This window comes from Adlercreutzia sp. ZJ242 (genome assembly GCF_011038995.1).
In the GTDB taxonomy this organism is placed as follows: Bacteria; Actinomycetota; Coriobacteriia; order Coriobacteriales; family Eggerthellaceae; genus CAAEEV01.
In genome coordinates, this window is sequence record NZ_JAAKEE010000001.1 from 91599 (window position 1) to 116237 (window position 24639).

Below are 24639 nucleotides of genomic sequence, written 5' to 3' on the forward strand. Positions count from 1 at the left end.
TGCTGGACTTCGCCCTGGCTTTCGATTCTGGATCTGAGGAGGATGCGCGATGGTTTTGACGACGGAGCGCCTGGTCCTTCGCCCTTGGGAGGAAGGCGACGCCGAGGATCTCTATCGCTTCGCGAAGGATCCGGCGGTGGGGCCCATTGCCGGATGGCCGCCGCACACGAGCGTCGAGAACAGCCGCGAAGTCATTCGCGACGTCCTCTCCGTCGAGGAGACTTACGCCGTGGTGCTGAAGGAGATGGCCAGGCCCGTCGGCAGCATAGGCCTGCTGTTCGGGGAGGGCGGAACCGTTCCGCTGCCGGAAGGGGAGGCCGAGCTCGGCTACTGGATCGGGGTGCCCTATTGGGGGCGCGGCCTCATCCCCGAGGCGGCTCGCGAGCTCATTCGCCATGCGTTCGAGGACTTGGGGCTTGGCGGCATCTGGTGCGGCAACTACGAGGGAAACGCGAACTCCCAGCGGGTGCAGGAGAAGCTGGGGTTCGTCTTCGACCGCAACGTGCAGGGCGTTCTCTGCAAGCCCATGGGTGAAACCCGCAACGCGCGCATAACCTACCTGAGCAGAGAGCGGTGGATTGGCGGGCGGTCAGCGTGAGGTCTTGAACTGCATAATCATCGAGCTAGGGGCATTTGCGATCTAGCCACCGACAACGGGCGTTTTCCATCCACCTCCCAGGTGATTCTGGATGAAACGAGGTCGTTATCGGCGATTCTCTGAGAAAAGTGGATGGAAATGGCGCGTTGTCGGTGACTTTCGGGGTTCGTATCGCCGACAACGGGCATTTTCCAGCCAGGTTTTCAAAGTCGTGGATGAAAAGAGGCCGTTATCGGTGGTTTGAACTTCAGGGGTCTCAAGGGCCCCAAAGCAGACGAGGCGGCATTCTTGCTTTTCGGGAAACCTGAAAAGCTCCGGGCTCGCGTCTCCGAATTCATTGTAGAGTTCGACGGTCTCCTTGCACGGGAGAATCTCCACGGCTTCTTCGCTGGCGGTGTGCTGACAACGGGGGTTTCGGGGTGCTACAATGCGGGTAGCCGGCAAGGCCCGTGTTGGTTGAGCTGTTACGGGCGGCGCGGGTAGTGGATTTGAGGGCGGTAGCGCGAACTACCGCCCCCTTTTCTTACCCTTGTCATTCGATCGTGAACTCCATTCTTTCCACGCATCGAGGATGAACTCCCCGATGGCCGCGATAGCGGCCATTATGAAAAGAGCTTTCTCGATCATAGGCGATCACCTCCTTTCAGAAGCGCCGCCCACGTCGAACCTTGCCGGCTAGCTGATTGTACGATGGTGCGCGCCGGGCAGTCCGCAGAAACCTCTGCCATAAAAACTATCGATGATGAGTCCCCGCCCGGCAGTCCTGTCCAGCAGCCTTGCGTCGTCTCGTGCTGCCTCGTGTCGCCCAGATGTGCTCGAAGGGCTTCGGGTGTGATCGCTCTATCCGGGTTGGCCTGTCCGCATCTCCCCGGCGCGAGAGGCGCGAATGGGCGGCTGAAAGGCGTGAGGGGGGGGGACGCGGTTTTCACGGCGTGCCAGTCAGCGTTTCCGGGACCCCTTCCGCGTTGCCTTCGGGTTCTCCCGCGCTCCAGTTGGTCTATCATGTGGTCCACAAGAACAAGAGCAAAAGGTTTCCGCATGAAAATCTACTGCGAAAAAACATAGACGCGGCTCACTCAAAACGACGTTGCAAAGCGCAGCTCGAAAGAGGCTTGGGAGTTGCTGCCGATCCAATGAGCAGGCCGAGCGAGCGAGGGAGGGCGTTCCTCGTCGCACCGTCTGCGCATGGTGGGGGCATAAGGGTGCTGAGGTGATGCTGTCATGCTGGATTTCTACACCGTGATCGTTCTGGAGGTCGTGCTCCTCATGGCGCTCCTCGCGTTCATGGCGAACGCGAACGACATGTTCCCCAAAGGCAAGAAGGGGCAGTTTCTGCTGCTCTTCTCCAGCGTCGCCCTCGGCATCGTCGCAGAGTGGTCGGGGAGCGTGGCCGCCCTGTTCGGAGGGGAGTACCGAGAAGTCGTCGTGTGGACGAAGATGGTGGAGCTCTCGACGGCGCCCGTCGTTCCGTTCCTGTGCGCGGAGGTCCTGCGGCAGACCGCGGACGTGCCCCTGAAGGACAGGTGGCCCCTCGGCATCCTGGTCGTCCACGCCGGCTTGGAGATCCTGTCGGCCTTCGGAGGGTTCATCTACTACGTGGACGCTGACGGCGTGTTCCTCCACGGCCCGTTCTACTGGATCTACGTCGTGGTCTACCTGGGCGGCGCCGTCCACGTGCTGCGAGCGGGGTATCGCGTCAGCCGCCAGCGCCAGGGCAAGAACAGGGCGATGCTCCTTTTGATACTGGGCTTCCTGCTGCTCGGCGTGGTTGCGAACCAGCTGGACAGGGACGTCAAGACCGCCTGGCTCACGGTTGCGATCGTCATCACGCTCGTCTACATCTTCTACAACGACATGCTCCAGCGCCTAGACGGCAAGACGATGCTGCTCAACCACGCCAGCTGCGAGAACCTGCTGGCGCGGCTGCGGAAGCCCGCGATCATCCAGCTGCTCAACGTGGACTTCTTCAGGACCGTCAACGACGAGTTCGGGCGCGACTACGGGGATGAGTGCCTTCGGACGATCGGGAACACCATCCGCAAGGTCTACGGACGGCATGGCAAGTGCTGTCGGATAGAAGGTGACGAGTTCTGCGTGATCCTCGACGTAGACGAGGGCTCCATGGAGGCGCTCAACGAGCAGTTCCACGCCGCCATGGAGGAGCGCCGCGCGGCGGACCCGCGCTTCCCGCGCGTCTCCATGGGGTACGTCTGCTTTGACCCCTCTCGGGAAAGCGTCCGCGTTGCCGAGCAGGCAGCGACTTCCGCCATGTACCAGAACAAGGAGCGGAGCAAGATCAAGCACGGCCCCATCCCGCGCTCTGCGCTCAAGGAGCATCAGCCGTCTCCCGAGCAAATGCTGGCCAAGGAGCAGAAGCCGGCTTCGGAGGAGCTCGACACAACCGGGTTGGCGAACCGAACGTTCGCGGCATTCTCCAGCACCTCGGAGCGCAGCTACATCTACCTCTGCAACATGAGCACCGGGGTGTCCCGCTGGTCTCTGGGCGCGGTGCAGTATTTCAACCTGCCGGGCGAGTACATGTTCGACGCGGGGACGATCTGGGAGTCCCTCATCCATCCGCAGGACCGGCAGATGTACCACGACGACATCATGTCGGTCTTCAGCGGGCACAGCCAGGTCCACAACCTGGAGTACCGGGTGAAGAACCGCTTGGGGGAGTACGTCGTCTGCACCTGCAGGGGCGTGGTGCTGAAGGGGGAGGGCGCTGAGCCTGACCTGTTCGCGGGCACGATCATCAACCACGGCATCGTCGACGACGTGGACCCCGTCACCGGCCTGCACGCCAACGCGGAGTTCGCCAAGAGCATCCACCGCCTGATCGAAGAGCGGCTCTGCGCCTGCGTGGTCAAGGTGGGAGTCGACAACTTCCGCCACGCCAACGCCATGTACGGCCATGAGGGCGGAAACCAGATCCTGCGGCTCTTCGGCATCGAGCTCCAGGGGCTCGTCGCGGGCAGGGGGCAGGTGTTCCGCCTGGAGGGGGCGAGGTTCGCCTTCTACCTGAACGACGCCGACCAAGACGAGGCGCGGAAGTTCTTCCAGCAGCTTCGCCACGTGGCGGAAAACGAGATCCAGATCGACAACCTGCGGGTTCCCCTGCGGATATACGGCGGCGCGGTGCAGATCGACCCCCGTCACCCCCTCAACGAGCAGCTCGTGCGCAGCAGCCTGATCTACGCTGCGGAGCAGTCCCTGGAGAACCACAGCACCGAGCTGGTCTTCAGCGAGGACGTCCGCCAGATGCTCAACGTCGAGAACATCCAGCTGCACGCGGAGATCCACCGCAGCGCCATGGAGGGCTGCCGGAACTTCTTCCTGTGCTACCAGCCCATCGTGTCCTTCTCCACGGGGAAGGTGATCGGCGCGGAGGCGCTGCTGCGCTGGAGGCAGGAGCCCTACGGCGTGGTCTCCCCGGACAGCTTCATTCCCTGGCTGGAGAACGACCCCGCCTTCATCCCGGTGGGGAACTGGATCATCCGCCAGGCGATACGGGAGACCGCGCCTTTGCGCCAGGCGGACCCGAGCTTCATCCTGAACGTCAACGTCGCGGACACGCAGCTGAAGCACGGCGGCTTCCGCGAGGACGTCCTGAGCATCCTCGCGGAAGAGGGCTGTCCGTCCGAGAACCTCTGCCTGGAGCTCACGGAGCGGTGCCGCCGCATGGACCCGGAGTTCCTCGAGGACGAGCTGCGGTTCTTCCGCTCGCGCGGCATCACCATCGCCCTCGACGACTTCGGGACGGGCATGTCCTCCTTGGCGCTGCTGCTTCAGCTCCCCGTTGACGAGCTGAAGGTGGACCGCGTGTTCCTCCTGGGCGCCCTCGAGAGCAAGCAGGGCCTGACGCTGATGGAGACCATCGTGCAAAGCGCCCGGAAGGCGGGCCTGCGCACCTGCGTGGAGGGCATCGAGACGCAGGAGCAGTGCGAGCTGATCACCTCGCTGGGGGGCGACTGCTACCAGGGCTACTACGCCAGCAAGCCCACCCCGATCGAGGGTCTTGCGGAGATCTGCCGCGCAGGCCGAGGGGATTAGGCGCCCACGCTCGCGCCGATGTCTGCTAGGATGCTTCAGGATGGAATCGCGGCCGTGCTTGCGCGCGGGGCGCGCGGCTGCGCCGAGGTGTCGGCGTGCTTGCGCCGGGGTGTCGGCGCGCTTGCGTCCGAGGCGCGTGCTTGTCTGTGCGTGACGAGTGCGGCTGCGCCCGGGCGCGGCCGCACTTGCGTGAAGAGGTTTTCGAAGGAGCTGCCATGAACGTTGTCGTATACTGCGGGTCGAACGGCGGGGCTAACGCCCGCTTTGCCGAATGTGCGCGTGAGCTGGGCGCATGGATTGCACGGCACGGCCATGCGCTGGTGTACGGCGGCAGCTCGGTGGGGCTCATGGGCATCGTGTCGCGCGCCGTGCTGGACGGCGGCGGCGAGGTGTACGGGGTCGAGCCGCGCTTCTTCATCGAGGCGGGCGTCGCGCAGCACGACCTGACGGAGCTTTTCGAAGTGGAGACGATGGGCGAGCGCAAGGCGAAGATGATCGAGCTGGGCGAGGCGTTCGTCGCCATCCCCGGCGGCGTGGGCACGCTCGAGGAGATATCCGAGATCATGTCGCGCATCCGACTGGGGCTCGGGCCTGCCGAGTGCTACCTCCTCAACCTCGACGGCTTCTACGACCCGCTGCGGGCGCTGCTTGAGAACATGCTCGCGCAGGGCTTCATCGAGCAGTCCGACATGGAGCGCTTCCACTTCCCCGCAAGCATGGACGACCTGACGGCGAGCATCGAGCACGGGCAGAGCTGCCCCGCGCAGCGCCTCGTCACGGCAAGCGAGCTCATCTCGCCGCGCTGAGGTCCCGCGCCGGCGCCCCTGTCGCTTCGCAGCGTCTGGGCGGCTCCCGTCGCGCGTGCGTGCGAGCAGCGCTTTTCGTCCCGCCGCCTTACTCCAGGTAGGCGCCGGTCTGGCGGCTCCAGAGGTGCGCGTAGGCGCCGCCGGCCTCGATGAGGCTTCCGTGCGGGCCGTCCTCGGCCACCTTCCCGTCGGCCAGGACCACGATGCGGTCGAGGCTCGCCACCGTGGACAGGCGATGCGCCACCACGATGCACGTGCGCCCCTCCATGAGCGTGGCGAGCGCGTCCTGCACGAGCCGCTCGCTCTCGGAGTCCAGCGCGCTCGTGGCCTCGTCGAGCACGAGCACGGGGCAGTCGGCCAAAAGCGCGCGGGCGATGGCGACGCGCTGGCGCTGCCCGCCCGAGAGCTTCACGCCGCGCTCGCCCGTGATGGTGTCGAAGCCCTGCGGCAGCTTCTCGATGAACTCGAGCGCGTTGGCGAGCCGCGCCGCCTCGCGGATCTCCTCGCGCGTGGCGTCGGGCCGCCCGTAGGCGATGTTCTCGGCGATGGTGCGGTGGAACAGCAGCGCCTCCTGCGGCACGTAGGCGATCTGGCGGCGCAGCGACTGCTGGGTGGTCTCGGCGACGTTCTGCCCGTCGATGAGGATGGCGCCTTCCTGGATGTCGGCCAGCCGCAGCAGGAGCTTGGTGAGCGTGGTCTTCCCCGCGCCCGACATGCCCACGAGCCCCACGCGCTGGCCGGCGGGGATGTGCAGGTTGAAGCCGTCGAACACCGTGGTCTTCGCGTTGCCGTCGGTGTAGTGGAACCCGATGCCCTCGAAGTCGATGGCGCCTTCGCGCACCTCGAGGTCGGGCGCGCCGGGGACGTCGGCCACCAGGCGCGGCTCGTCGAGCACGAGCGTCATGCCGCTCGCGTCACCGAACGCGCGGTTGAAGCGCTGCAGGCCGTTGTTGATGAAGTTGAACTGGTTCGTGATGGTGTAGGTGTAGGTGAACATCATCACGAGCGTGCCGGGCGTGATGCCGAACCACGCGTTGCCGCCGGCGATGAACACCGCCACCACGCTCATGATGACCACGGTGATGGCGGCCGTGATGATGCCGCGCGTGAGGCTCGCGCGCATGCGCTTGGAGTCGCGCTTCACCACCTCGCGGTTGAACTGGTCGAACAGCCCGCGCTCGTAGTCCTCGCGCCCGTAGGTCTTCACGGCCAGGATGTTCGCCACCGAGTCGGACAGCTCGCCGGAGAGCTGGTTCTGGGCGCTGGCGGCCTTCTCGTTCAGCGTGAGGATGCGCTTGTACATGCGGTACGACACGACGGCGTACACCACGAGCAGCACCATGAGGATGACCACGTAGGCGGGCACGCGCGGCGCCAGGATGCCGCAGGTGAACACGATGGAGCAGAACACGGGCATGAACGGGAAGTTCAGGTTCTCGAGCACCAGGTTGTAGGCGGAGAGGAACTTGGTGGTCTGGCTCACGAGCGTGCCGCCGAAGCGGTTGGAGTGGAACGACATCGACTGGTTGCACAGCGCGTCGAAGCAGAGCGTCGAGAGGTCGTAGCTCGCGGCGATCTCGAGCTTGTAGAGCGTGTAGTCCTGCAGCTTGCTGGCCGTCTGGCCGAGCACGTTGATGGCGACGAGCGCCGCGACGTAGGGCGCGAACACGCTGACGACCTGGTCGGGCGCCACGGGGCTCGCGCTCACGCGGTCGACCACGAGGCTCATGACGAAGGGGTTGCCGTAGGACAGGAGCGCCACGTAGGCGAACGTGGAGAGCTGCAGCGCCACGAAGAGCCCCAGGTGCGAGCGCGTGATCTGCCAGAAGTAGTGCAGCGTGCGCCGCGTGGTCGAGGGCGCGGCGGGCACGCGCGCGGGGGAGGCGGATGCGGTGGTGCTGCTGGCGGGCGCGGCGTTCGCGGGCGCGCCAGACGCGTCAGGCGTGGCGGGGGCGGTGCGTTTGCTCATGCGGAGGTCCTTTCGTGTCTCGGCATGATTATAGAGCGTTTGCCGAGCCGGTGCTGCGCTTCGCACGCCGCCCGGGCCGTGTGCCCGTGGGCCCTCGCTTCGCCCCTAGCCGAGGGGCGGCCGGCCGTCGCGCGCCCAGGCGCGGGCCATGCGGACGCCTCCCTCGGCGGGGGAGGCGCTGACGTGGCGGATGCCGTCTGCGGGCAGGGACGTGCGCGCGAGGATCTCGGCGACGACCAGGCTGCGGAAGCGCTCGTTGCGAAAGAGGCCGCCCGCGAGGGCCACGATCGCCGCGGCGTCGCCGCGCTCGGAGAGGGCGCGCACGAGGGAGGCGGCGTAGCCGGCGAGGTAGCGCGCGGCTTGGCGGCGGATGTCCTCGCAGACAGGCGATGGGGCGCACTCGAGCGCGATGCGCGCGAACGCGGCGATCTCGTCGGCGCGCACGAGGCGCGCGGCCGCCTCGCCCATGCTGCAGGACGAGTCCGCGCCCTCGGGCGCAAGCGCGCGCCTCACCAGCGCGAACGCGGGGTCGTCCTCGCGGCAGCCGTCCTCGCGCAGAAGCGCCTCGCGCAGAAGCACCGCGCCCGCCCAGCAGCCCGACCCCAGGTCGCTCACCTGGTAGCCCCAGCCGCCGATGCGCCGCACCACCGCGCCGTCCGCGTCGACGCCGAGCGCCACCGAGCCCGTGCCCGCGACCACCACCACGCCGGCGCCGTCCGCGATCGTGCGCAGCGCGAGCAGCGCGTCGTTGCAGACGTGGTGGCGCGCAAGGTCGAGCCCGCAGGCGGCCAGCGCGCTTCGGTACGCCGCCGCGTCGGCCGCCGAGTCGCACCCCGACAGCCCCCACACGCCGCGCACGTCCCCAAGCGCTGCCCCGCGCACGTCGAGCTCGCGGCGCAGCCGCCTCACGCCCGCGCTGATCTCGGTGCGGGCGGCATCCGATCCCACCGACTTGAAGCTCGTCGAGCCCACCTGGAAGCGCGCGAGCTCGGCTCCCCCTGCGTCGGCCAGCAAGAGCTCCGTCGAGCTGCCGCCTCCGTCGACGGCCAGCAGGAGGCCGCGCGCCGCCCCCAAGCCTAGCCCCGCTCGGGGATCAGGCCGCGCCGGTACGCCTCGAGCAGGCGCTCCAAGTCGGCGATCTGGGCCTTCAGCTTCGCGCCCGTGTCGGTGTCGGCCACGCGCGTGCGCTCCTCCACGCGCTCGACCACGTGGCGCGACGAGTGGATGTCGAGCTCGTTCTCCACGGCGGCGCGCGTCGACTCGAGCGGCTCGTGCGCGGCGAGCACGAAGCCGTAGGAGTTCGAGATCAGCGTGTAGCCCGCGATGCCGGTGGTGGGCTGGTACGCCTTCGAGAACCCGCCGTCGATGGTGAGCACGCGCCCGCCGCACTTCACCGGGTCCTCGCCGTCCTTCACCTTCACCGGCACGTGCCCGCACACGATGCGCGACGTGGCGGGGTCCATCCCGAAGTCCTCGAAGATGCCCGCGATCACGTGCTCGTCGTTGAGCAGCGTGTAGAACGGGTTCTTCACCTCCTTGCGCGCGGCCTTGTCGGCGATCAGGTACAACTCGAACGTGGCCATCTTGCTCTTCGCGAACAAAGGCGAGCCGGGCGAGAGCCACATCCACCACAGAAGGTCACGCCCGCGCGTGCGCGCCGCCTCGTCGGGGCTGAAGAACGCCTCGCGCACGTGGTGCTCGAGCGCGTCGTAGAGCGCGCGGCCGGCGAGCTTCTCGCCGAACACGTCGACCTCCATGAGCGAGCCGTCGGGGTTGAGCGGGACGCACGCGTGGAACAGCAGGTTGGAGTTGTAGATCTTGTAGAGGCTGCCCGCCTCCAAGAGGAAGCGCATGTGGCGCTGCAGCTTCTCGCAGCCGACGAACGCCTGCTCGAGCCGCCGCATGACGTTCTCCTCCTCGGGCGTGAGGCGGTAGGGGTCGGCCGGGTCGATGGTGGGGAACACCTTGTCGGTGAGCTCGTACTCCACGCCGTCGAGGAGCACGGTGCCGCGCTCGTAGTCGATCTTGTCCAGAAGCTTGCGGTCCTCAAGCTCGAAGCTCGGGTTCTCGTCGATGAGCTGGCCCTCCACCTTGAACTGGATGACGGCCATGGCCTTCTGGATCTTCACGTTCACCACGTGCTCGCGCTCGGTGAGCTGCGGGTTGCCCTTGAGGCCGAACGCCACGCAGGGGTCGTCGGCGTAGGCGCGCTGCGCGAACCCGGCGAGCGGCAGGATGTTGATGCCGTAGGCGTCCTCGAGGATGGAGAGGTTGCCGTAGCGCGCGCAGTTGCGCACCACGTGCGCGATGCAGCCGCGCTGCCCGAGCGAGGCGCCCATCCACACGATGTCGTGGTTGCCCCACTGGATGTCTACCGAGTGGAAGCCGGCCAGCGTGTCCAGGATGGTGTGCGGGTAGGGCCCGCGGTCGTAGATGTCGCCCACGATGTGCAGATGGTCGATGGCCAGCCGCTGGATGAGCAGGCACAGCGCCTCCACGAGCGCCCGCGCGCGGCCCGTGCGCATCACCGCGTCGATGATGTCGGCGTAGTACGCCTCGCGCTTCACGGCGTAGTTGTTCTCCGTCATGAGCTCTTCGATGATGTAGGCGAACTCGGGGGGCAGCGCGCGGCGCACCTTCGAGCGCGTGTACTTGCCCGACGCCTGCTTGCACACCTCGACGAGCCGCAGGATGGTGGTGGAGAACCAGGCGCGCTCGTCCTGCACCTGCGGCAGGACGAGGTCCATCTTCTCGCGCGGGTAGTAGATGAGCGTGGCGAGCGAGCGCTTCTCGGCGAAGGAGAGCTCGTCGCCGAAGGTGTCGTCGATCTTGAGGCGGATGGAGCCCGAGCCGTTCTTCAGAAGGTGCGAGAACGCCTCGAACTCGCCATGGATGTCGGAGGCGAAGATCTCGGTGCCCTTCGGCAGGCTCAAGACCGCGCTCAAGTTGATGATCTCAGCCGATGCCTTCGCCTCGGAGGGGAACAGGCGGGAGAGCAGTTCCAGGTATCGGGTTTCGCTTGCGTCCATGATGCTCCTTCGGGTTGCGCGCGGGCCGGGCCTGCGCAAGTGCTCGCTTTCCCGCGGCGGCGCGCCCGCCGCGGGCTGGGTTGGCGCTATTGTAGCGAAGCGCGCGCCGCCGCATGGGGCCGCAGGCGGAAACAGGCGGCGCGCGGCACGAACGCGCAGGTGGGGGCGACGGGGGCGCCTAGCTCAGGCGCTTCAGGACCGCTACGAAGAACCCCTCGTAGAGCTCGGTGGGCCTCACGCACGCCGCCCCCTCGAGCGCGCAGGGCAAGAGCGGCACGCCTTCGAGCAGCTCGTCCGGCAGCGGGACCACCTCGGCGTTCACGGGCTTGGCGGGACGCGGCCTCTCGCCGCCGCGGCGCTTGCCGCGCCCGCGCCTGCCGCCGCGCCCGCCGTCGCGCGGCGCGCCGGCAAGCTCGTCCTTCGAGGGGTTGAGCACGCTCTCGATGAGCAGCTCGTTCTCCTCGGGCAGTATCGAGCACGTGGCGTACACCACGATGCCGCCGGGGCGCACCGTCTCGAACGCCTTGCGCAGCAGCGCCCGCTGCGTCTTCACGCTGCGCTCGAGCAGCTCGCCCGAGAACCCGCCGCGATAGGCGCCGCCTGCCAGCGACACCGTGCCCGAGCCCGAGCAGGGCGCGTCGAGCAGCACCTTGTCGAAGGTGAAGAACTCGTCGAGCTTGCGCGCGTCGCACTCCATCACGTTGCAGCGGGCGACGCCCTGCTTCTCGAGGTTGTGGCGCAGCTTCTGGGCGCGCACGGCGTTCTTCTCGCAGGCGGTGATCAGCGCCTTGCCGCCTGAGAGCGCGGCCGTCTGGCAGGTCTTGCCGCCAGGCGCGGCCGCCATGTCGAGGATGCTCTCGCCCGGACGCGGGTCGAGCGCGAGCGGCGGCAGCATGGCCGAGAGGCTCTGCAGGTAGACCTTCCCCTGCGCGTAGGCGTCAAGCGCGCGCAGGGCGGGCTCGCTGCCCGCGTCCGTGACGAAGGCGTCGGCGTAGAAGGCGGGCGCGCGCCAGGCGATGCCCGCCGCGTCAAGCTCCGCGGCCACCTCCGCAGGCGAGGCCTTCAGCGTGTTGGCGCGCAGCGTGCACGCGCGCGAGGCGGCGTACCCGGCGATGATGTCGTCCGTGACCTCAGGTTCGTAGCGGCTGGCAAGGCGCGCGAGCAGCTCGGGGGGAAGCCCGAGCGAGGCCGCGCGCTCCTGCGCTTCGGTCGTGCCCACGGCGCGCCCTAGCGGATCGTGACGCCCTCGGGGAGCTCGACGCTGCGCCAGTCGAACTCGTCGGCGTCCTCGTCCTCCGCGCTCGCCCGGGCGGCCTGCGCCGCCGCGGCTGCGGCCTCCTCGCGCGCGGACTTCCCGAAGGCCGCGTCGAACGCGTCGAAGGCCGCGCGCGGCACGGCGAACACCACGCGCGCGACGGCGCCGGGGTGCGCCTCGATCCACGCGCTGAACAGCGACGTCACCTGCTCGGCGGGGTAGCCGAGGCGCCCGCAGCCGAACGCGCCCACGATGAGCGTCTCGCACCCGTTCGCGGCGGCGATGCGCATGATCGCCTCGACGCGGTCGGCCAGCGCGCGGTCGCACTCGCGCTCGGAGCGGTGGCTCTCGAGGGCGCGGGCGCGCAGCGGCTCGGGGATGACGATCACGTCCGCCTTGCGGATGCTGCCGTCGCGCGAGAACGCCACGTCGGGCAGGTACGCCGCGCGGTCGGTGAACAGCCCGCCGCGGCGGTAGTCGCGGTTCTTGTCGTGGTAGAGGCCCTTGACCTCGCAGAGCACCTGGTAGAGGTTGCTCGCGGCGCACAGGATCTGCTCGGGGCCGAACGCGCCGTCCTCGTAGGCGCCGCCGGGGCGCGTGAAGGCCGCCGGGTCGACCACGGCCGTCTTGCCCGCGCCCTGGCGGTAGAGGGCCTCGGGCGCGAACGCGGTGGTGACGCGCGTCTCGGTGGCGGCGAAGGGCGCCTCGCCCAGCTCGAGCGTGCGGCCCGCGCCCTCCTCGTAGATCGTCGCCGCCGCGGCGCACGCCGCCGTCTCGCTCGCGAACGCGCCCTTCATGAGCGCGTTGTGCTTGGCCGCCTGCTCGCGACGCTCGTCCCTGTCTGCCATGATGCCTCCTTGAGAGTGGACCTCGGATGTGGATGACCCCATCATATCCCACTTGGGCGCCCGCCGTGTTCGACGCGCGGTGCTCCCTAGCGCAAAAACAGGCGGACGAGGCTCAGCTTGGCCGCGGAGTAGGGCTGGTAGCGCAGGGGCAGGTCGCACCAGGTGCCCTTCTTGAGCACGCTCTTCAGGTGGCTGAACGTCTCGAAGCTGCGGCGGCCGTGGTAGGCGCCCATGCCGGAGGCGCCCACGCCGCCGAAGCCCATGCGGCTCGTGGCCAGATGGACGATGGTGTCGTTCACGCAGCCGCCGCCGAAGGGCACGTGGCCCAGGAAGCGCCTTTCGAGCTGCTTGTCGCGCGTGAACAGGTAGAGCGCGAGGGGCTTCTCGCGGCCCTTGACGAACGCCTCGGCCTCGTCCATGGACCTCACGCTGATGATGGGCAGCACCGGCCCGAAGATCTCCTGCTGCATGGCGGGGTCGTCGCCTGAGCATCCCATCATGATGGTGGGCTCGATCTGCAGCGTCTCGGGGCTCACGCGCCCGCCGTACACCACCTTGGCGGGGTCGATGAGGCTGCTCACGCGCTTGAAGTGCTTCTCGTTCACCATGTGCCCGTAGTCGGGGTTGCCCAAGGCGTCGGCGCCGTACATGCGCGCCGCGGCCGCGGCCAGCTTCTCGGCTAACTCCATCTCCACGGCCTCGTCGACGAGCACGTAGTCAGGCGCCACGCAGGTCTGCCCGACGTTGAGCCACTTGCCGAACGCCACGCGCGCCGCGGCCACGTCGAGGTCGGCGTCGCGCGCGATCACGCACGGGCTCTTCCCGCCGAGCTCGAGCGTCACGGGCGTGAGGTGGCGCGCGGCCTTCTGCTGCACGAGCTTGCCGACCTCGACCGAGCCGGTGAAGAAGATGTAGTCGAAGCGCTGCTCCAAGAGCTCGGCGTTCTCGGCTCGTCCGCCGAGCACCACGTCGACGTGCCCCGGCTCGAACGTCTCGCGCAGGATGCGGGCGATCAGCGCGGAGGTGGCGGGCGAGTAGGCACTCGGCTTCACCACGCAGCAGTTGCCCGCCGCGACGGCGCCGATGAGCGGCTCGAGCGCGAGCATGAACGGGTAGTTCCACGGCGACATCACGAGCGTCACGCCGTAGGGCTCGGGCACGACGCGGTAGCTCGAGGGGAAGTTCGCCAGGTCGGGCAGCACGTGGCGCGGGCGCGCCCACCGCCTCAGGTGGGAGATCTGGTAGCCGAGCTCGGAGAGGGTGAGGCCGATCTCGCACAGGTACCCCTCGAAGGACGACTTCCCCAGATCCTGCCGCAGGGCGGACTTGATCTCGGCCTCGTGCGAGCGGATGGCCTCGTCGAGGCGCTTGAGCGCGCGCAGGCGGAAGTCGACGTCGATGGTCGCTCCGGTGGCGAAGAAGGCGCGCTGGCGCTCCATGACGCTTCCGATGCCATCGGGCGCCTGCGCGGTGCGCTTGCGGCAGGGAGGGACGGGCGCGGCCAGGCGGGTCCTCGCCTGGCGGGTGCGGCGCAAGGCGGATGCGAGCGGGTTCATGGGCGACCTCCCTCGTGGCGAGCGCGGAAGGCCGCCGGACGCCTCGGGAAGCGTCCGGCGGCGCTAGGGGCTGTATCATCTGAATGACAATATCGGGCGCGCGAGGGAGCCTGTCAAGTGCTCGGGCCGAGCGCCACTGCCCGGCGCCGTCGTCTTGTCGCCAGGCGCCGTCGCCGGGCATTGTCGCCAGGCGCCGTCGCCGAGCGCTCTCGCCGGGCGCCGCTGCGCGCTACCCCTGCGTCTTGGTGGAGAGGAAGATCTGCAGCGACATCTGCTCGATCTGGTCCTGCAGCTCCTCGATCTCGTCGACGTGGCGGTCCTCGTCGGAAAGGATCTCGGTGAGCATGTCGCGCGTGGCGTAGTCGAGCACCTCGCCGGCGAGCACGATGGCCTCGTTGTAGCGGCGCACCGTCTCCAGCTCGAGCTCGTGGTCGTTGTCCACCTGCTCGGGCACGGTGGCGCCGATGGTCATCTTGTTGAGCTTTGACACCACGGGCGTGCCCTCCAGGAACAGGATGCGCGCCATGAGCTTCTCGGCGTGGCGCATCTCGGTGATGGCGCGGCGCTCGTACTCCTCGTGGAGCTGGGCGTATCCCCAGTCCTCGCACATCTCGGCGTGCAGCATGTACTGGTTGATGGCGGTGAGCTCGTCGGCGAGCAGGTCGTTCAGCGTGTCGATGAGCTTCTGGTTTCCCTTCATGGCAAGGCTCCTTCAATCGGGTGCGGGTGCGGCTCGGCCGCGGGCTGCCGACAGGGGCCGGCCGCCCGCGCGCCGTGGGGCTTGCCTGCCATCTTAGGGGCGCCCGCGCAGCTCGCGCGGCCCGCGGGGGCTGCCGTTGCCGTCTTGCCACCCTCCCGACGTCATGCGGTATCATGGGACGCGTAACGTTTTCGGCCAGAAGGAGAATGCGGTGATCAAGGAGATCGTGAAGGACGAGGCGATTCTGTCGCAGGCGTGCGAGAAGGCGACGGCGGATGACGCGTCCGTAGCCCAGGACCTGGTGGAGACGCTCGTCTCGCTCGAGGACGCGGCAGGTCTGGCCGCCAACCAGATCGGTGAGACGAAGGCGGTCGTCGCGTACCTGGACGACGACGACAACCCGCACGTGATGTACAACCCCGTCCTCAAGCAGGGGCTGGCGCCGTTCAAGGCCGTCGAGGCGTGCCTGTCGCGCGAGGAGGAGAAGAAGGTGACGCGCTTCGCGCGCATCCAGGTGGCTTACCAGGAGCTCGTCGACGGCGAGCTCGTCGAGCGCAAGAGGAAGTTCGAGGGCTGGACGGCGCAGGTCATCCAGCATCTGATCGACCACTGCAAGGGCAAGCTGATCTAGGGGAGCCCGAAGGGCGCTCTCTAAGGCCCTGAGGGAATCCCAGGCGCGGGGGCGACGGGAGGCGGCGGTGCGGCGAGGCTCGCGCCCCCGCACCGCCGCCCCCGCTTTCTACCTCTTGAGCAGGTCCTCGATGAACCCGGCGCGGTAGCTCTTGAACACCACCTCGCCCTGCTCCTGCGTGGCGTCGAGGTCGACGTCGGCCATGATGCCGAAGTCGCGGTCGCCCGCCTCGTCGCTGAACGTCTGGTGCACGTGCCACACGCGCAGGGACCTCTCGTCTGACTCGTCGACGGCCAGAAACGCCGCCGATCGCGCGTCGGCGTCGGTGAGCACCTCGTCATGCGCCTCGTAGTAGGCGTCGAGCGCGTCTGACCAGCGGCGCTCGCCGAAACCCCACTCGGCGTCGAGGCGACCCAGCTCGGCGGCCTTGTCGGCGGCGGCCAGGCGCACGCGCGCGAACAGGGCGTTGCGCACGAGCACCGTGAGGCCGCGCCGGTCGCGCACCACCTCGTCCGCGGGCGCGGGCGCGGCGACGTCCACGACGCTGCCGGCGCTCTCCCACTCGTCCACCAGGCTCGAGTCGGTCGAGCGCACGATGAGCCCGAGCCACGAGACGACGTCGCGCAGCGTGTCGTCGCGCGCGGACTGCGGCAGCGTGCGGTCGAGCACGCGGTAGGCGTCGGAGAGGTAGCGCAGGAGCGTCCCCTCCGAGCGCGCGATGCCGTAGCGGTTCACGTAGGTCTTGAAGTCCGAGGCCGTCTCGATCATGTCGCGCAGCACCGACTTCGGCGCCAGCTCGAAGTCGCGCGCCCACGGCACGGCGCGGCAGTAGTGCCCGAAGGCCGCGCTCAGCACGTCCTCGAGCGGGCGCGGGTAGGTGACCTCGGCCAGGCGCTCGAGGCGCTCCTCGTACTCCACGCCGTCGGCCTTCATCTCGGCCATCGCACGGTCGCGCTCGACGCGCTCCTGGGCGCGCAGCACCTGGCGCGGGTCCTCGAGCGTCGCCTCCACGAGCGAGATCACGTCGAGCGCGTACGTGTCGCTCTCGGGGTCGAACAAGTCGAGCGCCGCGAGCATGAAGGGCGAGAGCGGCTGGTCGAGCGCGAAGTCCTCGGGCATCTCCACCGTGGTGACGTAGCTCTCGCTGCCGTCGTCGCCCACCGTGCGCTCCACCACGCCCGCCTCGATGAGCGTGGCGAAGATCTCGTCGGCGCGCACGTGCAGCTTCGCCTTCTGCTCGTCGGTCTGGGCCGACGCGGCGATGAGCTCGCGCACGCGCGCACGGGCGTCGCCTCCGCGTGAGATCACGGCGAGCACCATGGAGTGCGTGATGCGCATGCGCGGCGTGAGCGTCTCGGGCACGGCTTCGATGAGGCGCGTGAAGGTGGCCTCGTTCCATGCCACGAACCCCTCGGGCGGCTTCTTCTTCTTGATCTTGCGCAGCTTCTTGAGGTCGTCGCCCGCCTTCGCCACCAGCTTGGCGTTCTCGATCTCGTGCTCGGGCGCCTCGGCGATCACCATGCCCTCGGTGTCGAAGCCGGCGCGCCCCGCGCGCCCGGCGATCTGGTGGAACTCGCGGGCGCGCAGCCGGCGCATCTTGTGGCCGTCGAACTTGGTGAGCTGCGTCAGGACCACCGTGTGGATGGGCACGTTGATGCCCACGCCGAGCGTGTCGGTGCCGCAGATCACGGGCAGCAGGCCCTGCTGGGCGAGCTTCTCCACGAGCAGGCGGTAGCGCGGCAGCATGCCGGCGTGGTGCACGCCCACGCCGCACTCGAGCAGGCGCTTGAGTATCTTGCCGAAGGCGGTGGTGAACGCGGTGCCCTTGACGGCGGCCTTCACGGCCTCGCGCTGCTCCTTGGTGGCCACGCCGTAGCTGGCGAGCGACTGGGCGGTGGCGATGGCGGCGTCCTGCGAGAAGTGGACGAGGTACAGCGGCGCCTCGCCCTTGCGCAGGGCGAGCTCGACGGTGCCCTCGAGCGGCGTGAGCGAGTACTCGAAGGCGAGCGGCACGGGGCGCGGCGCGTCGGACACGGTGTCGACGGGCTTGCCGGTGCGCTCCCCGAGCGCGGCCGCGATGGCGGAGGTGTCGCCGAGCGTGGCGCTCATCAGCAGGAACTGCGCGCGCGGAAGCGTGAGCAGCGGCACCTGCCACGCCCAGCCGCGGTCGACGTCGCCGTAGTAGTGGAACTCGTCCATGACCACGCAGCCCACGTCGGCGCCCTCGCCCTCGCGCAGCGCCTGGTTGGCGAGGATCTCGGCGGTGCAGCAGATCACGGGCGCCTCGGTGTTGATGGTGCTGTCGCCGGTGATCATGCCCACGTTGTCGCGGCCGAGCACGTCGACCATGTCGAAGAACTTCTCGCTCACGAGCGCCTTGATGGGCGCGGTGTAGTAGGCGCGCCGCCCGGTGGCCATCGCCATGAAGCAGAGGCCCTGCGCCACGAGCGACTTGCCCGACCCGGTCGGCGTGCCGAGGATCACGTGGTCGCCCACGGCCAGGTTCATGAGCGCGTCCTCCTGGTGAGGCCACGGCTCGATGCCGCGGGCGTCCACCCAGTCCAGGAAGCGCTCGAGGGCCTCGTCGGGCGTGAGCCACGGGTCGGTCTCGTCGAGGTCGGGCGCAGGCGCGTCGGGGCCGGCGGGCGAGCTGGTGGCGCTGTCGGCGGGATCGCTGGCGCCTGCGGGGCCGCTGGGGTCGCTGGCTTCTGCGGGGTCGTCGGCGGCGATGTCCCCTTCGGCGGCGTCCTCGGGCAGCCACCAGCTCGGCGCGAGGGCGCCGAGCGAGCCGGGGGCGAACGGGTCGGTTGTCTCAGGGTAGGTCATGGCGGCATCCTCGCTTCGTCGAACGTGTTCGCCTCATTGTAACGGTTGAGCGGGCGTGGCATGCGCGGCGCGCGGGCCGCTCGGGAGCTTGCGCGCAAGGCGCTCGGGCGGTCCGTCAGAGCAGGCCGCAGAGGGCGTAGGCGGCGGCGCTCAGGACGAGGGCGCTTGCGGCGCCGGCGACCACGTCGCGGGGGTAGTGCACGCCGCCGAGCACGCGCACGCCGCCCATGAACACGCCCGCCGCCATGAGCGCGGCGCCGACGGCGGGCAGGAACGTCATCCACGCGGCGGCGATGGCGAACATCGAGAACGTATGGCGGCTCGGGAACGACTTCCCGCGCGTGTCCTTCTTGATGAGCGGGTCGATGGGAAGCGCCTCGTAGGGTCGCGGCGCGTTCACCGCGCGGCGGAGCAGGCTGCACGCGGCGAACAGCGCTGCCGGCACCGCGACGCAGCACGCCAGCGCCCACCATGCCGCGAACCCGCCCGCGCCCGCAGCGCCGCCGGCCGCTCCTGCCGCGAACCAGCCCGCGCCCGCAGCGCCAGCCGCCGCCAGCCCGCCCGCGCCCGCGCCTGCGCCGCCCGCGAGCGCGGAGGCTGCCAGCAGCGCGAGCAGCAGCGGGTAGGCCACGTACCCCACGCACGTGAGCAGCTTGTTCGCCGCCAGCAGCGCGCGGGCGGCGCGCGGGTGCGCGCGCAGGGGCGCGGTCCAGCGCGCGTACTGCTCTTCGGTCAACGTGCCGCCTCCTTCCGCGCTCTCCAATTTTGTTCAAACATTATGAGCGAAGAGCGCCCCGCCGTGCAAAGTGATTGCTACAATGTGCGGACTATTCGAACGCTCGAGAGGATTGAGATGACGGAAGAGAAGAGTGTGACGGCCGGCGCGCCCGCGGCGAGCGGCCAAGAGGGGCCCGCGAAGAAGGGCAACGTCGGCGCGCTCGCGCCCATCGGCGTGTTCCTCGTGCTTTACCTGGGGCTGGGCATCTTGTTCGAGTACGTGCTCGGCATCCCCATGGGCTTCTACAACATCCCCATCGTGGTGGTGTTCCTGGTGGCGCTGCTGGTGGCGTGCGTGCAGAACCGCAGGCTGCCCTTCGACGACAAGCTCGTCATCATGGGCCGCGGCATCGGCGACAAGACCATCGTCACCATGATCCTCATCTTCATGGCGGCGGGCGTCTTCGTGGGCACGGTGGGGCGCGACTCCGCGGAGAGCGTGGCGTACCTCATGCTGTCGGTGTTCCCCGTGCAGTTCGCCGTGGCGGTGCTGTTCGTGGTGAGCTGCTTCGTGTCCGTGTCGATGGGCACGTCGGTGGGCACCATCACGCTGATCACGCCCATCGCCGTGGCGGTGTCGGCGGCGTCGGGGTTCAGCCTGCCGCTGTGCGTGGCGAGCGTGATGGGCGGCGCGATGTTCGGCGACAACCTGTCGTTCATCTCGGACACCACCATCGCGGCATGCCAGGGGCAGGGCTGCCAGATGAAGGACAAGTTCCGCGAGAACTTCAAGATCGCCCTGCCGGCGGCCCTCGTGACGCTCGTGATCATCCTGGTCATGTCGTTCAACGCCGACCTCGCGGGAGGCGTGAGCCACGACTACGAGCTCATCCAGCTCATCCCGTACCTCATCGTGCTCGTGGGCGGCATCGTCGGCGTGAACGTGTTCGTGGTGCTGCTTCTGGGCATCGCCTCGGGCTCGCTCATCATGGTGTTCTCGGGCGCCACGGCTCCCACCGACCTGCTCGCCAACATGGGCTCGGGCGCCGCGGGCATGTTCGAGACGACCATGGTGGCCGTGCTCGTGAGCGCCATCTGCGCGCTCATCCGCGAGCACGGCGGCTTCGTGGCGCTTCTGAACGGCATCCGCAGCCTGTTCAAGAGCCGCAAGGGCGGCCAGCTCGGCATGGGTCTGCTGGTGGTCGCGATGGACGTGGCCACGGCCAACAACACGGTGGCCATCGTGATGGCGAACCCCATCGCCGCCGAGATGGCGAAGAGCTACGGCATCTCCAAGCGCAAGACGGCGTCGCTGCTCGACACGTTCTCGTGCGTCTCGCAGGGCGTCATCCCCTACGGCGCGCAGATGCTCGTGGCCATATCGGCGGCCACCGAGCTGGGCTACGCCGTGTCGGCCTTCGACATCATCCCGTTTCTGTTCTACCCGTTCCTCCTGCTGCTGAGCTCGCTCGCGTTCATCTTCCTCGTGCCTGAGAGGGCGCAGGAGCAGAAGTCGCAGAAGTAAGGGGAAGGGGGCTGCGGCCTCGGGATGGCATGGGGCTGCGGCCTCAGAATGACGCGGGGGAGGGCGTGCTCTCGGGGCGCCGTCAGCTGGCTCGCGCTACCTCGCGCGCGGAGGAGGCGGTTGCGGCGCGGTCGATCTCCTCGAGGGAGTGCTGCGGGCGGTAGCGCGGGTCGGACGCGTCGCCTAAGATGAACGTGTCGTGCAGGTCGATGAGCGGCTTGTCGTCGTCGACCACGATGTCGGGGTTGCGGCGCAGGATCTCCAGGCGCGGCACGCGGCAGTTGTACAGGCGGCAGATCTGCGGGCGCGCCTCCCATATCCGGCAGATCCCGCCCTCCTCGGAGAAGCAGCAGCGCTCCTTGCGGTAGTTGCGCGGCGCGATGCCGTGCTCGGCCATGTAGGCGCGCATGCGCGCCACCTCGTCGGGCGAGGCGCTGATCACGTTGAGGCCGCAGCAGCGTCCGCACTGCTCGCAGTCGGGGTAGCTGTTGTCGCCGTCGAAGCGAAGGGGCGCCGACGCGTCGTCCGCGCCCCCCGTTATGTCGTCTCTTGGGTCCATGGACCCAACTCTAACACGTTTCGGCGCTTGTCAGGCGCTCAGCAGGCTCTTGATGCGCCGGACGGCCTCCTTCGTCGCCTCGGCGTCGCCGAAGGCGGTGAGGCGGACGTACCCCTCGCCGGCGGGGCCGAACCCGGCGCCGGGGGTGGTGATCACGTTCGCCTGCTCCAGGAGCAGGTTGAAGAAGTCCCACGACCCCATGCCCTCGGGCGTGCGGCACCACACGTACGGGCTGTTCACGGCGCCGTACACCTCGAGCCCGGCTGCGGAGAGGCCGTCTTTGATCACGCGGGCGTTCTCGCGGTAGTACGCGAGCGTCTCCTCGACCTGGCGTGCGCCGGCCTCGGTGTACACGGCGGCCGCGCCGCGCTGGATCACGTACGACGCGCCGTTGAACTTGGTGGTCTGGCGGCGGTTCCACAGGGCGTTGAGGCTCTGCCCGTCGCGCACGAGCGCCTTGGGCACCACGGTGTAGCCGCAGCGCGCGCCCGTGAAGCCGGCGGTCTTCGAGAACGAGCGGAACTCGATGGCGCAGGTCCGGGCGCCCTCCATCTCGTAGATGGAGTGCGGGACGCCCTCCTCGGTGATGAAGCGCTCGTAGGCCGCGTCGAACATGATGAGGGCGTCGTGCTCGTTGGCGTAGTCGACCCAGGTCTTCAGCTGGCCGGCGTCGAGCACGGTGCCCGTGGGGTTGTTCGGCGAGCACAGGTAGATGACGTCGACGGGCTCGTCGGGGATGGCGGGGCAGAAGCCGTTCTCGGCGGTGGTGGGCATGTACACGATGCTCGTCCAGCCCTGCGCCTCCTCGTCGTAGTCGCCCGCGCGGCCGGCCATGGCGTTGGCGTCCACGTAGACGGGGTACACCGGGTCGCACACGGCGATGCGGTTGCCGACCGCCAGGATGTCGCCGATGTTGCCGCAGTCGCTCTTCGCGCCGTCGGACACGAAGATCTCGTCGTCGTCGACCTTGATGCCGCGGGCGCGGAAGTCGTGCTCGGCGATGGCCTCGCGCAGAAAGCCGTAGCCCTGCTCGGGGCCGTAGCCGTGGAAGGTCTCGGGCGCGGCCAGGTCGTCGACGGCGGCGCGCATGGCCTCGATGACGGCGGGCGCGAGCGGGCGGGTGACGTCGCCGATGCCCATCTTGATGAGGTCGGCTTCGGGATGTGCCTTCTGATAGGCGGCGGTGCGGCGGGCTATCTCGGAGAAGAGGTAGCTTCCGGGAAGCTTGGCGTAGTTTTCGTTGACGTGGGCCACGTGTGCTCCTTTCGCGTGGGGCGCAGCCTTCGAGGCTGCGGGGCCGGGCTTTCGGGCGCAGGACGCCCCCAGCTTGTGTCTCCACGTCATTCTAGGGGCGAATTGTTTCGAGAATGATTCGGGACGTTTTCGGGCACGCGTCGCCGTGCGTGTTTCCACTTCCAGTCGCTTTCGGCCGCGCGTGCCGCCCCGCCGTCGTGCCGTCCCGCCGTCCCGCGCGCCTGGTGGCCAATTTCGCTTCGACGATTATAATAGGAGGCTGCGGCCGCACGGGCCCGAGCCAACTACGAAGGATGCTAAGACATGAGTGAAGTGCACGTTCTTTCCCACCCGCTGATCGTCGACAAGCTGACGCGCATGCGCCGCGAGGACACCTCCTCCCAGGACTTCCGCCAGCTCCTCAAGGAGATCTCGCTGCTCATGGGCTACGAGGTCACCCGCGACTTCACCACCAAGCAGGTCACGGTGAAGACGCCCGTCTGCGAGGGGGCGTTTCCCGCGCTCGCGCATCGCTTCATCACCATCGCCCCCATCCTGCGCGCCGGCATCGGCATGGTGGACGGCCTGCTCGAGCTCATGCCGTTCGCCCACGTGGGGCACATCGGCATGTACCGCGACGAGGAGACGCACCAGCCGGTGGAGTACTACTACAAGATGCCCGAGAACGTGGAGGACTCCGTCGTCATCGTAGTCGACCCCATGCTGGCCACGGGCGGCAGCGCCAACGACGCCATCGACAGCCTGAAGAGCCGCGGCTGCTCCAACATCCGCCTGATGAACCTGGTGGCGGCGCCCGAGGGCATCCGCGCCGTGCAGCAGGCGCACCCCGACGTGGACATCTACGTGGCGGCGGTGGACGAGGGCCTGAACGAGCACGCCTACATCGTCCCCGGCCTGGGGGATGCGGGCGACCGCATCTTCGGCACGAAGTAGGCGCCATGGGAAACGCTGCTTTGGACAAGGCGCTCGCGGAATACGCCGCCGTGGGCACGCGCTACGTGAAGGCGCTCGAGGAGAAGGGGCTCGTGTTCGCGGAGGCGGGCGCGGGCCAGGCGCGCTGCGCCGAGCTGCGCGCCGAGCTGGCCGCGCGCGGCGTGAAGGTGCGCAACGCCGGCGCCTCGCTGTCGGTGGGGCACCTGTCGCCCGCATGCGTGGAGTGCACGGGCAACCGCGGGTCGGAGACGTTCTCCACCACGTTCAGGTGCCATCGCGACTGCTACTTCTGCTTCAACCGCAACCAGCCCGACTACGAGAAGTTCTTCCACGAGGGCTGTCCGTGGGAGGAGGGCCTGAGGCGCTCGGCCGCCGAGAACGACGCGCTCGCCTGCGTGGGCCTCACGGGCGGCGAGCCCCTGCTCGACCTGGACAACGCGCTTGCGCTCCTGCGCCGCGCCGGCGAGCTGTGGCCCGGCGCGCACAAGCGCATGTACACCTCGGGCGACCTGCTGACCGAGGAGAGCGCGGCACTCCTGCGCGACGCGGGGCTCGACGAGATCCGCTTCAGCGTGAAGGACGACGACGCGCCCGAGCAGCAGGAGCGCGTGCTGGCTGCCATGGCGCTCGCCAAGCGCCACATCCCCTCGGTCATGGTGGAGATGCCCGTGATCCCCGGCGCGAAGGCCCACATGCAGGACCTGCTGCGCCGCTTCGAGGAGGTGGGCGTCGACGGCATCAACCTGCTCGAGTTCTGCTTCCCGTTCGCCAACTGGGACGAGTTCGCACGTCGCGGGTTCACGCTGAAGAACCCGCCGTTCGACGTGATGTACGACTACGGCTACTCGGGCGGGCTCGCCGTGGCGGGCTCCGAGGAGCTCATCCTCGAGCTCATGGCGTGGGCGCTCGACGAGGGGCTTGCCCTCGGCATGCACTACTGCTCGCTCGACAACAAGCACCGCAGCGAGATGCGCCAGAAGAACGAGCGCGCCGCACGCGTCCACCCCTGCGTCGAGTTCGACGAGGGCGACTTCTTCCTCAAGACGGCGAAGGTGTTCGGGCCTGACGTGGACGTGGCGCGCCGCCTGCTCGAGGACGCGGGCTGCCGCGACTTCATGGAGGACGCCGAGGAGCGCTCGCTCGCGTTCCCGCCGCGCTTCGCGGGCGTGCTCGCGGGCGCCGCGCGCGCGGACGGCGAGCCCGTGCGCGTGATGACGTGCTCGTTCGTGTACGAGTGCGAAGAGGGCGGCGGCTATCTGATCGACGTGGCGCTCAGCGACGCGCAGTAGCGCGGCCGGGGGAGCGCCTGCTCGCTCGCGGGCCGAAGTCGACCGAACTCCCCATGCGTCGCGCGGACGAGGCGGGCGAGCAGCTAAGGTT

The 24639-nt window shown here is 68.7% G+C and carries 18 protein-coding genes; 7 read left to right on the forward strand and 11 right to left on the reverse strand.

The genetic code is table 11. The annotated features are described in order from the left end of the window. Nucleotides 1-49 precede the first annotated feature (49 nt). From G7Y49_RS00445 to G7Y49_RS00455, 3 genes are all read left to right on the forward strand, one after another. Nucleotides 50-598 carry a GNAT family N-acetyltransferase gene (locus tag G7Y49_RS00445; RefSeq protein WP_165170130.1) on the forward strand — a complete coding sequence of 183 codons (549 nt, stop codon included), beginning with the start codon at nt 50-52 and terminating at the stop codon, nt 596-598. A gap of 1221 nt (nt 599-1819) precedes the next feature. Continuing rightward, nucleotides 1820-4651: an EAL domain-containing protein gene (locus G7Y49_RS00450; protein ID WP_165170132.1), complete on the forward strand. Its 2832-nt coding sequence runs from the start codon at nt 1820-1822 to the stop codon at nt 4649-4651. Between the two features lie 215 nt (nt 4652-4866). After that, the gene (locus G7Y49_RS00455; RefSeq protein ID WP_165170134.1) at nt 4867-5457 is read left to right on the forward strand and encodes a TIGR00730 family Rossman fold protein; all 591 of its coding nucleotides are present in this window, start codon (nt 4867-4869) and stop codon (nt 5455-5457) included. 88 nt (nt 5458-5545) lie between these two features. Here G7Y49_RS00455 and G7Y49_RS00460 read toward each other — a convergent pair whose 3' ends face one another. From G7Y49_RS00460 to bfr, 7 genes are all read right to left on the reverse strand, one after another. Next, nucleotides 5546-7426, reverse strand: coding sequence for an ABC transporter ATP-binding protein (locus G7Y49_RS00460; protein ID WP_165170136.1), 1881 nt, complete (start codon nt 7424-7426; stop codon nt 5546-5548). A gap of 105 nt (nt 7427-7531) precedes the next feature. Then, a complete protein-coding gene (locus tag G7Y49_RS00465) occupies nt 7532-8500 on the reverse strand; it encodes a BadF/BadG/BcrA/BcrD ATPase family protein (protein WP_165170138.1) in 969 nt (322 codons plus the stop codon). Nucleotides 8501-8502: 2 nt separating this feature from the next. Next, on the reverse strand, nt 8503-10455 hold the full coding sequence (locus G7Y49_RS00470; RefSeq protein ID WP_165170140.1) for a fructose-1,6-bisphosphatase: 1953 nt from the start codon (nt 10453-10455) through the stop codon (nt 8503-8505). Nucleotides 10456-10633: 178 nt separating this feature from the next. Then, nucleotides 10634-11674 carry an RsmB/NOP family class I SAM-dependent RNA methyltransferase gene (locus G7Y49_RS00475; RefSeq protein ID WP_165170142.1) on the reverse strand — a complete coding sequence of 347 codons (1041 nt, stop codon included), beginning with the start codon at nt 11672-11674 and terminating at the stop codon, nt 10634-10636. A gap of 8 nt (nt 11675-11682) precedes the next feature. After that, entirely contained in the window at nt 11683-12558 is an 876-nt protein-coding gene (locus G7Y49_RS00480; protein WP_165170144.1) for a TIGR02452 family protein, read from the reverse strand. A gap of 86 nt (nt 12559-12644) precedes the next feature. Next, entirely contained in the window at nt 12645-14114 is a 1470-nt protein-coding gene (locus G7Y49_RS00485; protein ID WP_241157207.1) for an aldehyde dehydrogenase, read from the reverse strand. A gap of 229 nt (nt 14115-14343) precedes the next feature. Further along, nucleotides 14344-14814: a bacterioferritin gene (bfr, locus tag G7Y49_RS00490; protein WP_165170146.1), complete on the reverse strand. Its 471-nt coding sequence runs from the start codon at nt 14812-14814 to the stop codon at nt 14344-14346. A gap of 211 nt (nt 14815-15025) precedes the next feature. Between bfr and G7Y49_RS00495 the strand changes: the two genes are divergently transcribed. Next, on the forward strand, nt 15026-15445 hold the full coding sequence (locus tag G7Y49_RS00495) for a peptide deformylase (protein ID WP_165170148.1): 420 nt from the start codon (nt 15026-15028) through the stop codon (nt 15443-15445). Between the two features lie 108 nt (nt 15446-15553). On the opposite strand, the gene G7Y49_RS00500 is transcribed toward G7Y49_RS00495, so the two are convergent. Next, a complete protein-coding gene (locus tag G7Y49_RS00500) occupies nt 15554-18271 on the reverse strand; it encodes an RNA helicase (RefSeq protein ID WP_165170150.1) in 2718 nt (905 codons plus the stop codon). Nucleotides 18272-18386: 115 nt separating this feature from the next. After that, the gene (locus G7Y49_RS00505) at nt 18387-19007 is read right to left on the reverse strand and encodes a phosphatase PAP2 family protein (protein ID WP_241157208.1); all 621 of its coding nucleotides are present in this window, start codon (nt 19005-19007) and stop codon (nt 18387-18389) included. A 117-nt stretch (nt 19008-19124) separates the two neighbouring features. On the opposite strand from G7Y49_RS00505, the gene G7Y49_RS00510 reads away from it, so the two are divergent. Continuing rightward, nucleotides 19125-20513, forward strand: coding sequence for a Na+/H+ antiporter NhaC family protein (locus tag G7Y49_RS00510; RefSeq protein ID WP_165170152.1), 1389 nt, complete (start codon nt 19125-19127; stop codon nt 20511-20513). An 82-nt stretch (nt 20514-20595) separates the two neighbouring features. Here the strand turns inward: G7Y49_RS00510 and G7Y49_RS00515 are convergent, their stop codons facing one another. Together G7Y49_RS00515 and G7Y49_RS00520 are read right to left on the reverse strand one after the other, a co-directional pair. Beyond that, complete coding sequence (locus tag G7Y49_RS00515; protein WP_165170154.1) at nt 20596-21072, reverse strand: YkgJ family cysteine cluster protein; 477 nt, start codon at nt 21070-21072, stop codon at nt 20596-20598. Nucleotides 21073-21102: 30 nt separating this feature from the next. Next, complete coding sequence (locus G7Y49_RS00520; protein ID WP_165170156.1) at nt 21103-22326, reverse strand: LL-diaminopimelate aminotransferase; 1224 nt, start codon at nt 22324-22326, stop codon at nt 21103-21105. A 303-nt stretch (nt 22327-22629) separates the two neighbouring features. Here G7Y49_RS00520 and upp point away from each other — a divergent pair, with 303 nt between their 5' ends. Next, on the forward strand, nt 22630-23259 hold the full coding sequence (gene upp / locus G7Y49_RS00525; RefSeq protein WP_165170158.1) for a uracil phosphoribosyltransferase: 630 nt from the start codon (nt 22630-22632) through the stop codon (nt 23257-23259). Nucleotides 23260-23264: 5 nt separating this feature from the next. Continuing rightward, on the forward strand, nt 23265-24548 hold the full coding sequence (locus tag G7Y49_RS00530) for a radical SAM protein (protein WP_165170160.1): 1284 nt from the start codon (nt 23265-23267) through the stop codon (nt 24546-24548). Nucleotides 24549-24639: the final 91 nt, after the last annotated feature.